At 60.1% G+C, this 13,425-nt stretch carries 11 protein-coding genes; 10 read left to right on the forward strand and 1 reads right to left on the reverse strand.

Going from position 1 to position 13,425, the window contains the following annotated elements:
* Nucleotides 1–63 precede the first annotated feature (63 nt).
* Entirely contained in the window at nt 64–597 is a 534-nt protein-coding gene (locus KBI52_RS33225) for a hypothetical protein (protein ID WP_247654756.1), read from the reverse strand.
* Between the two features lie 615 nt (nt 598–1,212).
* Between KBI52_RS33225 and KBI52_RS33230 the strand changes: the two genes are divergently transcribed.
* The 10 genes from KBI52_RS33230 to KBI52_RS31125 all read left to right on the forward strand — a co-directional run bounded on the left by KBI52_RS33230 (nt 1,213) and on the right by KBI52_RS31125 (nt 13,416).
* Nucleotides 1,213–2,181: a glycosyltransferase gene (locus KBI52_RS33230; protein ID WP_247654757.1), complete on the forward strand. Its 969-nt coding sequence runs from the start codon at nt 1,213–1,215 to the stop codon at nt 2,179–2,181.
* Nucleotides 2,178–3,005: a class I SAM-dependent methyltransferase gene (locus tag KBI52_RS31085; RefSeq protein ID WP_210812738.1), complete on the forward strand. Its 828-nt coding sequence runs from the start codon at nt 2,178–2,180 to the stop codon at nt 3,003–3,005. The genes KBI52_RS33230 and KBI52_RS31085 overlap by 4 nt, the downstream gene beginning before the upstream one ends.
* A gap of 5 nt (nt 3,006–3,010) precedes the next feature.
* Entirely contained in the window at nt 3,011–4,297 is a 1,287-nt protein-coding gene (locus KBI52_RS31090) for a glycosyltransferase family 4 protein (RefSeq protein WP_210812739.1), read from the forward strand.
* Entirely contained in the window at nt 4,294–5,055 is a 762-nt protein-coding gene (locus KBI52_RS31095) for a hypothetical protein (RefSeq protein WP_210812740.1), read from the forward strand. The genes KBI52_RS31090 and KBI52_RS31095 overlap by 4 nt, the downstream gene beginning before the upstream one ends.
* Nucleotides 5,056–5,135: 80 nt before the next feature.
* Nucleotides 5,136–7,295 (forward strand): hypothetical protein, encoded by a 2,160-nt coding sequence (locus KBI52_RS31100; RefSeq protein ID WP_247654758.1) that lies wholly within the window; start codon nt 5,136–5,138, stop codon nt 7,293–7,295.
* A 7-nt stretch (nt 7,296–7,302) separates the two neighbouring features.
* Nucleotides 7,303–8,610, forward strand: coding sequence for a glycosyltransferase family 4 protein (locus KBI52_RS31105; protein WP_210812742.1), 1,308 nt, complete (start codon nt 7,303–7,305; stop codon nt 8,608–8,610).
* Nucleotides 8,611–8,644: 34 nt separating this feature from the next.
* On the forward strand, nt 8,645–9,832 hold the full coding sequence (locus KBI52_RS31110) for a polysaccharide pyruvyl transferase family protein (protein WP_173950183.1): 1,188 nt from the start codon (nt 8,645–8,647) through the stop codon (nt 9,830–9,832).
* A 78-nt stretch (nt 9,833–9,910) separates the two neighbouring features.
* Nucleotides 9,911–10,906: a UDP-glucose 4-epimerase GalE gene (galE, locus tag KBI52_RS31115; RefSeq protein ID WP_210812743.1), complete on the forward strand. Its 996-nt coding sequence runs from the start codon at nt 9,911–9,913 to the stop codon at nt 10,904–10,906.
* A 110-nt stretch (nt 10,907–11,016) separates the two neighbouring features.
* On the forward strand, nt 11,017–12,243 hold the full coding sequence (locus tag KBI52_RS31120) for a polysaccharide pyruvyl transferase family protein (RefSeq protein ID WP_210812744.1): 1,227 nt from the start codon (nt 11,017–11,019) through the stop codon (nt 12,241–12,243).
* A 15-nt stretch (nt 12,244–12,258) separates the two neighbouring features.
* Nucleotides 12,259–13,416: a hypothetical protein gene (locus KBI52_RS31125; RefSeq protein WP_210812745.1), complete on the forward strand. Its 1,158-nt coding sequence runs from the start codon at nt 12,259–12,261 to the stop codon at nt 13,414–13,416.
* Nucleotides 13,417–13,425: the final 9 nt, after the last annotated feature.

The following is a 13,425-nucleotide window of genomic DNA, read 5'->3' on the forward strand; positions in this document are numbered from 1 at the left end:
GTGGCATCTCTCGGGCGAGACGTTGTTCTGCTCACCTGGGACATGCCGCACATCGATCAGTGTTCACCTTCGAACCCTAGATGCGACGGCCAAGACATTTGGCCTTCCGCATCGCTTCGTCTCTCCTTGTCCGGCGGCGGAGAACGCCTCTTCTTGGTGTTCCGGCGCCCGGTCGGCGAAGCGGCAAATAAGGATCTGCGCCTCGAAACGCCTAGGCTTGGAACGATTGTCTCCATCGGTGACGATGCCGTGTTTTCCACTGCCGACGCCGACAGCATGATCGGCGGACTTGACAGCCATGGTCGAGTAGCCCTCGCATCCGCGCTGTTCAACGTGTGGGGTGCGATGTTTCACCTCCGCCGGGAGAAGGCCTTCATCGATCTTCTCGGCGACCTTGTCTCCCAGATGGCTCCGACACCCGGACCGGCTGTCGCCATTGCGCAGGTTGCCGATGATTTTGTCCTGACGCGGACATCGGTCGTTGCGGGCTTCGGCAAGATCGACGCGATCTATACGTTCGGCAGGAACGGACCGACGCGTATCCTTGCCAGTCCTCACAGGATCCCAGATGGGAAGGATGGGCGGGATGTCATCCATCTCCTGATTGATCGCGCGCGCATTCCTGCCGAGGATACTCTCCTGGTTCTGCTCGGCCCTGGAGGCCTATCCATCCGCCGCCTGCTCAGGCCGGAGGCCCGCCTTCCCTCCATCGAACGCTGGTTCCACGAGCGGGCGCATGCAGCGCCCGGCCTGCGTGAGCACGTGCTGAGGGAAATTGCCAAACGCTCGGCGGCGGGGTCCGCTTATGCGCTCGAGCTGCAGTTGCGGTTTCCTTTGCGCCCTCGCCGACTTTCGGGCAACCTCACGGCCCCATCGGCCGAGATCGTCTCCGCGCTGGCGACATCCGCAGGCACTCTGGTGACCGGTTGGTACCGTGATCCGGTGAACCTGTTCGCAGGCATCGAAGCCAGCGGACCTGAGATCGAACCTCTAGATCTGACGAAAGCCCTGTTCACCTTTCCCGTGGAAGTCGCAGGGCCGACGAAAGGATCCCGTCTTACGGCTACGGGCTTCGCTGTTCTAGCGCCCACCGGAAGGGGAGCGGAGCAGAACCTGCAACCACGCTTTCATCTTCGCCTGAAATCGGGCGCCCGTCATTCTCTCGTTCCACATCCTCAGCCTGCAGATCCCGCTCAGGCTCGCGCGACGGCTTTGCGGGCCATTCCGGCGCAGCACGTCGATCAGTCCATCCTCATGCAGGTTCTCCGACCGGCCATCGCCGATCTTCACGCACAGGTCGGCAACCAGATCGGGCGCCACACAATCCGAAGAATCGGCTTCTCTCACCGATGTCCGAAAGCGTCGATGATCATTCCGCTTTACCGGAATCTGGAGTTTCTTCGCTTCCAGATTGCCGCCTTCGCAACCGACCCATGGATTCGCGCAAATGCGGAGCTGGTATATGTGCTCGACTCTCCCGAACAGGCTCAGGAGGTCGAACATCTCCTGGGCGGCCTCCATCTTATTTATGGCCTTCCCGTTATTCTCGTGGTCATGGAGAGGAACGGCGGATATGCCCGCGCCAATAATGTGGGCGTGTCTGTTGCGCGAGGCGACGTTCTGGCGCTGGTCAACTCTGACATCATCCCGGTTTCTCCGGGATGGCTGGAAGCGATGGCGTCGCGGCTGAACGGTCGCCGCCGTATCGGCGCCGTCGGACCGAAGCTTTTGTTCGAGGACGGATCCATCCAGCACGCCGGCATGTACTTCTCGCAGGATCATCGTGGTTACTGGCTCAACCAGCATTTTCACAAGGGCATGCCGCGCGACTATGCTCCAGCCTGCGAGGAGCGCGTCGTCCCCGCCGTAACCGGCGCCTGCCTCGTCACTACGAGAGCATTGTTTGAATCCGTCGGGGGCTTCACGGAGGATTATGTGGTCGGAGATTACGAAGACAGCGATCTCTGCCTCAAAATCACCATGACGGAGCGCAAGATCGCATACGCCCCCGACATCGAGCTTTACCATCTCGAACGGAAGTCGATGTCTCTTAACTCCGAGTACATGCGCGGGATCGCCTGGCAGTACAATTGCGCTCTTCATACCGAGCGTTGGCGCGATGTCATGATTGCCGCAATGCAGACCGGACGCCCCCGCAAAATAAGGAATGCCGCCATATGAATGCACAGTTCGATCTCACGAACACCTCGCGTGCACCGAAGCTCATTCCCGATGTGAACTTGAGCATCAAGAGCTTGATGGAAGAAATTGCGCTCAACGATTCTTTGCCGGCTCCGCCGCCTGAGAACGTCTTCGTGGGTGATGGTGATTACCGTGCGATCGGCGTCGAATATCTCGGCCACTTCATTCGGATCGGCGAGCTTCAGCCGTCCGAGTCAGTGCTTGACATCGGATGCGGCATCGGGCGAATGGCCGTTCCGCTGACGCAATACCTCGATCCCGAGACAGCTCTCTATGAGGGCATCGATCCCGTCAATGCGGGAATCGAGTGGTGCGTGCAGAATATCACGGCATCCTACCCGCACTTCCGATTCTGCCGCGTGGATGTCGCTCATGAATTATACAACCCAGGCGGGGCAATCGCTGGACATGAGATCGTCCTGCCGTTCTCCGAAGCGAAGTTCGACTTCGTCACGATGGTGTCCGTTGCAACTCATCTCCCGGAAGAGGAGATTTCCGCTTACGCGCGTGAGGTCATGCGCCTGCTGAGACCCGGCGGACGCCTGTTCCTGACCGCCTTCGTGGTCGCCGCAGGAGACCCGGACAGGCCGACGGCCCGTCCGCGATTCACCCGTGGGGAGACACCCGGCACATGGTACGGCGATCCTTTGGCGCCACTCGGGGCCATCGGCTTCGATGCGGGAATCATTGAGAACATTCTCACGAAGGCCGGCCTTCAGATCCGCCGCCTGAGCCTCGGCCATTGGCGTGGTATCGTGAGCGATCACTATCAGGATGTCATCATCGCCGTGAAGCCGGAGTAGATCACGTGACAACACGCGTTCTGGTCGTTGCCCACAATCATCCGGATTTTCATCCCGGCGGGACGGAAATCCTCGCTCATGATCTCTTCCGTGAGTACCGCTCGCTTCCTGACGTCGAAGCGCTGTTCCTGGCGGCCACGAACAATCTCCATCGTGGCCAAAGGCCGGGAACGAGCTTCCAGTCGCCTGGAGGGGCTCCGGACGAAGTCGTCATGTGGTGCGGGCATTTCGACCAGTTCAATTTAAGCCAGGTCGATGCATACGGCGTCGTGCCTCATCTCGTCAGCCTGCTTGAGGACTTCCGTCCTGACATCGTTCACATCCATCATGTTCTGCTCATGGGGGTGGAGTTCATCGCGCTGGTGCGCCGAATTCTCCCAAACGCTCGCATCGTCATGACGCTCCACGACTACTATCCGATCTGCGCTCATGACGGGCTGATGATGCGAACCACAGGGAAGGAACGATGCGACCATGCGACGCCCAATCGCTGCAACGGGTGTTTCCCGAATGTCCCGGCGGATCGGTTTCTTCTACGCGAGCTGTATATTCGGACTCATCTCGACCAGGTTCACAGGTTCGTTGCTCCCAGCCGCTTTCTCAAAGAGCGCTTTGTGAGTTGGGGACTACCGTCCGGCTTGATCGAGGTCATTCCGAACGGTCGGCCCGCCGTCGTTCCCTCCGCCCATCGGGCAGCTTCCTCGGGCAGGCGGTCCGTATTCGGGTATTTCGGCAACCTCAATCCCTGGAAGGGCATTTCCGTCCTCCTCAAGGCGGCACAGCGTCTCATCGCGGATGGCGTCGGCGATTTTGAGCTCCGCCTGCATGGTGGCGCTCCTTTTCAGGCCAAAGAGTTCGTCACGACGGTCGATAACCTTCTTAACGCGACAGAGCCTCAGGTTCTGAGGCTCGGGCCTTATGGACGTGAGGACATTCCTGACCTCATGGCTTCCGTCGACTGGGTGGTGGTGCCGTCGGTCTGGTGGGAGAACGCTCCTCTGGTGATCCAGGAGGCGTTCGCCCATCGACGCCCCGTCATCACGAGCAGCATTGGGGGAATGGCGGAAGCCGTCAGAGATGGGATCGACGGTCTGCATGTCCGTCCCGACGACCCATCCCTGCTCGCGCGCACCATGCAGCAGGCCATAGAGACACCAGACCTTTGGGAGACACTGGTGGCGGGGATCAACCAGCCGGCCGACATGGCGGTCGTCGCGGAACGCCACCTCACTCTCTATCGCAGCCTCCTCAAAGGTGCCGATATCATCGAACTGAAGGCGAACGCCGCATGAGCACAGCACAGTCAAGAGACGCAGTGGCCGTTCCAGTGGCTTCACAGCTCCAGGGCCGCGTCGATGCCATCGAAGGACGGCGCCTCTATGGGTGGGTCTGGAATCGCACTCACCCGACGGAGCGTCTCCTCATTCGGATCACGCTGAATGGCGGGAGTATCGCGTCGGCCACGGCCGACATGCCCCGCGTCGATCTGCGCCGCAACGGGATCGGCGACGGCGGACACGCCTTCGAAGTCGAGTTGCCAGACAGCGTCGGTCAGGACACGGCCGGCCTCGCTGTGGTGGCGATCGCGCCCTCGACCGGCGAGGAACTCGTCCTGCAGGCTCCGAGCCAGCACGAGCGCGCTGCCGAGACTGCGATCAACGCGCCGCTGAGCCGCGTGTTCGACCGCCTCGACCTTCTGATTGAAGCGCAAAGGCGGTCTCAGGTTCTGCAGCGCGAGGCTGTCGAGAGTCTTCGGGGGACTTCGGCTCAGATCAGCGAGATCGTCGGCGAAGAGAACGGCATCGCGGCCGCTCTCGACGCTGTCCGGGCCAATCAATCCGACCTCGCCAAGAAGATATCAGACATCGAAGTCTTCCATATGCGCTTCGACCGGGTGCTGGCTGATTTCGGAAAGCAGATCGATGACCTCGGATCGTCCGTCGACCGCCCGATGAAGAGGGCCGTCACTCTCCTGATGGCGTTCGGGGGAATTTCCGCCGTAAGTGCCATCGCGGCGCTTGTCGTCCTTCTGCGTCATCCTCCTTGGTAGTGCCCCCCAAGTCACGAGCGAAAACGCATAGCGAACAGAATTTCAGGTCTCCCATGCATTACAATACGCAACCGCTAGATATGCGCGACTTGCCTCTGGACGGCGAGAGCGCACTCGTCACCCCGATCGGCGACGATCTTGCGCTGATTGCCGGCGTGGCCGACGCTATGACCGATCAGGTCGAAACGTTGCTCAACGGTGATCCTTCGATGTCCATGAAGGCTGATACCGTCAGCTGGGACCGCAGGGATGCGCCCGCGGATGCTGCGATTGGTTTCGTCTCAATTGTGCCGATCCGCCTCGCTGCCAAGGTTCGCCTGCGCTCGGTGGTGATGCGGCGCAGAGGACCGCCAATCCGCTACACTCTGATCAAGCCGGCGGTTCCACTTGGCACACTGATCTCTATCATCGCCGCTGACGCGGGTGATCGGTCGTCGATCGTCATCGACCGCATTATTCACGCGCTGATCGGCGGGAAATCCAGCCAGAAGCGGCTAGAGGCAGCCATATCGGTCCTCGGCGCCGCGGGCGCGACGGATGGATGGATCGAGGTCATCGGTTCGATTGATACGGGCCAAATCTTCCTTCAGGGTTGGGCCACCGATCTGCCTTGCGACAGGGTGCGGGTCCTTGCGGCCCACGAGGGACTGATGGCCGGCGACTTCAAGTCGGCATCCGTCATCCGCAACGACCTAGGGGAGAAAGGCAAAGGCTTCGTGGGCCTGCTCGACACGGGAGCATCCGCGATTGACCCGGGCAAGCTCAAGAAGCTGTTCTTTCGCGGGCGTGACGGGTGGCGGAGTCTCGAGATCTATGATCGGCGCGTTCTCCTCTCCCCGACGGATGTGCCCGCTCACATCCGGGACGGTCTGGTCCACGCGAATGCAAATCCGGACACAATGCTGACCCTTCGGCGGGCCGGAGAACGCTTCGACGGGCGCGATACCGTGTCGGACCTCAAGCTGCCGGTTCGCATCGGCATGGACATGGCGGCCGAGATTCCAGGCGGTGGGATGCTGGTGGCCGGCTGGATGCTCGATCCGGAAGGCCACGTGGATTCCCTCACCCTGCGAGCCGGCGCAATCCAGCAGCGGATCGACGAGACCTGGACCCGCCTTCCTCGCTCCGATGTCTCATCGGCGTTCCAGCACAACGGCCTCTTCGCCGGACGTCTCGACCCGGCCCGCAACGATCACGGCTTCTTGGCCTTCGTCCCCGGTCCTCCCTCAGCCACCGATGGACCGGCCTATTTCGAGATGGCCGTCGGCGACACCGTCGCGTTCTATCCTCTCATGCCCCTTCGCGGCATGTCCCGCCGATCCCTCGAACGGCTCATCTCACCCCTCGACCCGAGGACGGCAACGGCCGGATCCGCCATTGAGCGCCATATCGGCCCCATGATGCAGGCAATGGCCGCACCCGCGCCGACCGTCATCGAAATTCGCGACTTCGATTTCAACGATTCAGAGACCGGCCGGACCCTGGTGATCGGAGCCGGAATCGATGTCGAGGAGGCGGCCGTAACCTTATCGCTGCTCGCGCTCGATGCGGAAACGAAGGAAATGCCGATCATCGTCGCCGCGCCCCTGGAAGCTTTCGACAGCATAGCTCCGGAAGCGGAACGGCTCTCGCGCTTCTATGGGATCAAGATCAGGGTGATCGGCGCAACGGGCGTGCAGGATGCCTGCGACGCGTTCGAGTCCGCTATTCAGGCAACGAAGGCGGATACGCTGATCTTCCTCGCCGCTGGCGTCCTGCCGCGCCAAGCTGGATGGATCTCGTCGCTGGAACGGGCCTATCGCAAACGCGGGGGCAAGGCGCTGATCAGCCCCACGATCCTCTATGAAGACAATTCCATCCGCTTCGCGGGAACCTGGCTAGACCAGGAGGAGCAGAAGCTCGTCGACCGCTATATCGGATACCCGCGCGATGTCGTGCGCGGATCGCAACCGACGGAAGTCATCGCCGGATCGCTCTCGTGCTGCATCGTCTCGCGCGAATCCATCGCGTCAGTCGGCGGCTTTACGCGCTCCTATCTGAGTTCCGGTGAGAAGGGGCGCGACCTCTGCCTCAAGATGAGGCTCGGCGGGACGCCCGCAGTCTGGCTCCCAGACGTCGAGATGATTTCGGCTGACAATGATGTCGGCCCCTCGGCTTTTCCGGCGCACCGCTTGGCTCAGAAAATCGACCGCTGGAGCTTTGACCGAAAATGGTCGCTCCTCATCAACAATATGAGGTAGTGAAAGCATGTCCAATCCCTCTCCCCGCGTACTTATCGTCTCGCACGGTCATCCGAGCTTCTCCCTCGGAGGCGCCGAGATTGCCGCGTACAATCTGCACAAAGGCCTCAACCGGATCGGCAACGTCGAATCCCGTTTCCTCGCCCGCGTCGGGCACCCGGTCGCGCGTCACAGCCGAACGGCCCTGATGAGCCTCCGGCAGACTGAAGGCGAGTTTCTCTATCACGCCGACGAGTACGATCATTTTCTTATTTCAAACCGGAATACGGAGGAGATCGAGCGCGACTTCCTCCGTGTCCTGAAGGACTTGAAACCGGACGTCGTTCACTTCCATCACTTCATCGGCCTGGGTCTCGAGATGATCTATGCCGTTCGCCGGGCACGTCCGGATTGCGTGATTGTCATCACATTCCATGAATTCCTGTCGATCTGCAGCCATCACGGGCAGATGGTGAAGACCGGAGGGACGAAACTCTGCCACAGGGCCTCGCCGTCCGATTGCAATGCCTGCTTTCCGGAAGTTTCGCCGGCGCGGTTCCTGCGTCGCGAGCATTTCATCCGCGGGCTTCTCGACGTGGCCGACTTCTTCGTGTCACCCAGCCAATTTCTCGTCGACCGATATGTGGACTGGGGACTTGATCGCTCGCGCTTCATCGTCATCGAGAACGGACTGGACATTGCCGAAACCGCGCCGCCGCGAAGCCTGCCCCAACTGGGAAGCCGGCGCTCCCGGTTCGGCTATTTCGGCCAGATCACACAATTCAAGGGCGTTGATGTGCTGCTCGACGCAGTCACGTGCATTCCGGACGCCGTCTGGGGCGACGATGCCCAGCTGATGATCTTCGGTGGGAACCTGGAGCGACAGCCGGAAGCATTTCAGGAGGAGATCAGAAAGTTGGTGGAGCGCGCCGGATCCCGGGTCCGGTTCTACGGGGCCTACCAGAACAGCGAGATGCCGCGCCTTATGCGCTCGATCGACTGGACCATCATTCCCTCGATCTGGTGGGAGAACTCGCCCATCGTGATCCAGGAATCCTTCCATCACGGACGCCCCATGATCTGCAGCAATATCGGCGGCATGGCCGAGAAGATCGTCGACGGCGTTAATGGGCTGCACTTTCGCGTTGGTTCATCACAAGATCTCGTCGACCGAATGACCGAGGCGCTGACGAACCCGAAGCTTTGGAACGACCTGCGCGCGGGCATCGGGCAACCGATCAACTACGAAGAATGCGCCCGGATTCATCTCGATCTTTATCAGGAACTTGCCGCGAAAAAGACGACAAGCTCGTCAGCAGTCGCGCTGACGGCTTAGTCTCTTACTGGCGAAACTATTTGGAGGCACAATCATGAAGCGCATTCTCGTCATCAGTCCTTCGGGCGAAGTCTACAACCACGACAATGTCCGCTGGTACCGACACAAGGATATTCAGCGCAGCATCAATCATTATCACAACATCGGGGACGCTTTCGTCTTCGACTCCTCGCTGAAGCTTCTGAACTACGACAAGCTTGATGCCCTCGAGATTGCCAATCCGGACCTGACCCAGATCGACCGGATCAATGCCGAGTACGATTATGTGTTCCTGCGAGGCTCGAACTATGTTCACAAGGACATGGTCTGGGATCAGGCGGTCGACGTTCTCAAGAGACTCAAAATACCTGTTATCGCCTGGGGTATCGGTGCCCAGGCGCCGGTCAAGGGTAAGATCGAGTTGTCGGAGGAAACAAAGACCGTCCTTCGCGTGATGGCCGATTCCACCACCTCCATCGGCGTGCGCGGCGCCTACTCGGCGCAGGTCCTCTGGGATCTCGGGATCAAGAACATCCGCATCGTCGGCTGCCCAACTGCATTCCGCCGGAACAATCCCGACTTGAACATCCGGCTGCCGCCTCTAGAGAAAATCCGGACGGCGGGCATCACGGTTCGTCGCGAGGTGTCGTCCACCTATGCTCGCGACATCCAGCAGTACCTGACGTTCCATCGCGACCTCGTGAAAAGCTTAGCGGACCGATTCGATGTGGTGTTGATGGCGCAGGGCGAAGTCGAGGAGAAGAAGATCGTTCTCGGCACGGCGGAGCAGCGGGAAGAGGCGATCAAGGCTCTGCGGGCTGACAAGCAGGTCAACGACTGGTATCTCGACGAAACTATGGAGAAGCTCCATAGGGAGAGGCTGTTCTATTCCGACGTAGTTGCGGATTATGAGAATCTCGTCCAGCAGAAGGATCTAGTCCTCGGATACCGGCTCCATGGCAACTTGATGGCGCTCGCGAACGGCGTGCCGTCGATCTACTTCACCTATGACAGCCGTACGGTCGAATTCGCCGAGACCTATCAGATCCCGAGCTTCGACGTCTTCTCGGGCAAGGAGTTCAAGCTCGAGGATTACTGGGATCAGTCGCTCTTCGACAGGTTCAACCGAGCCTATCATCACACTTACCGCGAGATGCATCAGTTCCTGGTCGAGAACGGCGCGGATACGAAGATGCATCCTGTGATGCGGCAGGGTGAGTTCAGGCAGCTGCAAGCTGCCTGATAGTCCCATCGGGGTACCGGTCGTATTCTGGCATCCCTACAACTTCTCTCCACGTCACGCAAGAAACGAGGGGCAGTCATGGCTGTGTTGGTAACGGGCGGCGCAGGTTATATCGGAAGCCATATGGTTCTGGCATTAGCCGATGCCGGAAGGGATGTGGTCGTCCTGGACGATCTCAGCACCGGATTCGACTGGATGGTCCACCCAGCCGCGATCTTCATCAAGGGCGACGTGGGTGACGAGACTCTCGTTTCGCAGATCATTCGCAAGCATTCCATCAAGGTGATCGCTCATTTCGCGGGCTCGATCGTCGTTCCGGAATCCGTCACCGACCCGCTGAAATACTACATGAACAACACGGTCAGGTCGCGGTCGCTCATCAGCGCGGCGGTACAGAGCGGGGTCGAGCAGTTCCTCTTCTCCTCGACCGCCGCCGTCTATGGCGATGCCAGGGAGTGCTCAATTTCCGAGGGTGCGCCGCTCAACCCCGTCTCGCCCTATGGCACATCGAAGCTCATGACCGAGATGATGCTGAGGGACGTGACACGTGCACATCCTATGCGTTTCGTGGCCCTCCGGTATTTCAATGTCGCGGGCGCCGATCCTCTGGGCCGCAGCGGGCAAAGCACACGCCAGGCAACCCATCTCATCAAAGTCGCGACCCAAGCGGCTCTCGGCGAGAGATCCCACCTCGACATCTTCGGCACCGACTATCCCACGCCTGACGGCACATGCCTACGTGACTACATTCACGTATCGGACCTAGCCCACGCTCACATGCTCGCACTCGATTATCTCGATGCAGGCGGCAATAGCACCGTGTTCAACTGCGGCTACGGCCGTGGATACTCAGTGCGCGAAGTCGTCGAGGCCGTGAAGCAGGTCTCCGGCGTCGATTTCCCGGTGAACCTTTCTTCGCGACGCGCCGGCGATCCCGCCACCCTGATCGCAAGCGCCGAGCGGATCCGCGAGACCCTGGGTTGGTCTCCGAAGCTCAACGATCTTGAGGCGATCATCCGCCACGCCTTGGCGTGGGAGAACAGCCTGAAGCTGCGCAGAGCGGAAGCCGCTTAGCAGAGTCCCTCCCCTGCCCATACGCCTCCGAATTCCGTCTCGGACCTGCCCCAACATCTGCGGTTAACCGGCCTTACTCCGGCAAACACCCGATTCCAGGATGATTCCATATGCTCGACGTGATGACTGTAGACAAGCCTCTTGATCAACCTGCATCCAAGCCGAAGGCTCCTGCCAAACCTCTACGGGTCGCGATCCTGTGGAAGTATCCGTCCCTGGGGCTCTACTCGAACGCTGCGTTCGAGGATCTCTACAATGGGATTGGTCATAACAACGGCAATCTGGCTTTCGTCTATGCCATCGCCAGCCACATTTCCAATCCGATCAAGTTCTTCAGCTGGAGCGCTTCGGCCGAGAATCTGAAAGAGAATGCCGACATCATCGTCATTCCATGCGCCAATCAGTTGGGGCGCCATACAAATTATGGCAACATGGCGGACAACCTGGAGAAAGCGGGCCTGCCGATTGTCGCTATTGGGCTTGGTGCTCAAGCTGACAGCTACGATCAGGACATCCAGCTCACTGATGGGACCCGTCGGTGGGCCCAAGTCATCGCGCGCTCCAATCCGTCCTCGGCCGGCTCAAACATCTATACTCGCGGCGCGTTCACCACGTCGCAACTCGACAAGCTGGGCATCCGTGGCTCGATTGCGGGCGGCTGCCCTTCCTATTTCACGAACCCAAATCCGGGTCTCGGCCAGAAGATCCACAAGCAGTGGTCAGACCTCTCTCTGCCGCGCTCCCTCTCGATCGCTGCGGGGCATCAAGCTTGGCTGAAGACACGTGAGATCGAGCATCAGCTGATCGGCCTCATGATGGATCCCCTGTACCCGGGCCAATATGTGGTTCAATCGATGGGAGAGATGATCCGGGTCTCCCGGGAGATCTTCGACGAGATCGATCCGCATGCGCTGAAGGAGATCCACAACCATACCGTTCCGCATTATTCCTTCGACGAATTCAAAGCTTGGTGCCGAAACTACGTCCGCTCCTTCTATGACATTCCGGCTTGGATGGACACGTTGCGCCGGCATGACCTCACAGTCGGGTCCCGGTATCATGGTGTCGCCCTGGCTCTTCAGGCGGAGCGAATGGGCTTGACGGTGACGATCGATTCTCGAACTCGGGAGCTCTGCGAGAACACGGGCGTCCCGCATGTCGCCGCAGCCGACCTGACTGCGCCGCTCACCCGCTCCAGCCTGAAGAGGATGATTCGATTCGATCCGGATGCCTATGACCGGCATCGGAGTGAGGCAGCGTCGCGGTACGTGGACTTCCTCACAGCAAACAGTCTCCAGCCGGCATCCTTCCTGCAACGGATTGCAGCCGCTACCTGAGATGAAGACTTCATGATGAGGATGGGACGTTGGAACACCCTCGTGTGGCCTGTGCTTCTTCTACTGATGATGAGCAGGGCCGAAATCGCCAGCGAACCGCTTCGCTTCCGGATCTCTCCCGAGCCCGAGGTGGTCTACAGCTATGAGCGGCAGCGCTGCGACTGGCGCATGATCCCAGACTCGCCCGCCAGGGCCTACCGCCGACAAGACGGTTCCGTTGCCCTGATCGCAGCGCACTTCCGGAACAGGGTTCTGGAGGGCTCAAGCTTTGCCGATCTGCATCCCCGCTGTTCCGTCGTCTCTCAGGGTAAGGAATCGGCGGATCCCTCGGTCTTCGATGATCGCTTCTGGGTCCAAAGCCTCATTCCTCTCGATGGTGGCCGTGTTCTCGGATTGGCGAGCCAGGAATTCTCTGGACTGCGCCATGACGGGCTTTGCGCAAAGGGGGCCGGCAGGCCGGAATGCTGGTACCTTTCGCTCGTGGCCCTGGAGGCGAATGAGCGGGACTTCTCCTTCACGCTGCTGCCCCGCAACCGGCGCCTTATCGCCGGATCGAACAAGCGCTTTGACACCAGCACCAAGGCGGCGGGATTCCTCACGCTCTCAAATACCGTGTTCGATGGAGAGCACGCCTATTTCGTCGCCTGGACGGAAGACGCCGCAAAGCCGGATGGACGCGGGAACTGCCTGTTCCGCGCCCCGCGATCCGATCTCGTAGCCGGTTGGCAAGTGATGGGCGAAGGCCGCTTCGTTCCTCCCCCTAACCCTTACCCGGCCGACGGCCGGAACCCCGTTCAAGCCACATGCGACCGCCTCGGGAATGGTGACATCACCGGCAAAATACGGTCCCTGATTCGACTAGAATCCAGGAAACTCTGGATGGTCGTGTGGTCCACACGGGTGAACGATATTGGGGGAATCTATTATGCAACCTCGCCAGACCTTCGGAACTGGTCGGCGGCCTTCCTGCTTGCCCCGTTCGAGCCGCCATGGGGTACTTCGGAGAAGAAAGCCTATTACGATTATCCCTCGATCATCGATCACGACAGCCCGTCGCCGGTTTTCCAGACGGTCGGGAGCACGTTCTACCTCTACATGACCCGCTTCAATTGGCAGTCGAAGCGCCCCACCATGAACAGGGACTTAGTCCGCTTCGAGGTTAGCCTGGACTGATAGGATCCA

This window comes from Microvirga sp. HBU67558 (assembly GCF_018069605.1).
In the GTDB taxonomy this organism is placed as follows: Bacteria; Pseudomonadota; Alphaproteobacteria; order Rhizobiales; family Beijerinckiaceae; genus Microvirga; species Microvirga terrae.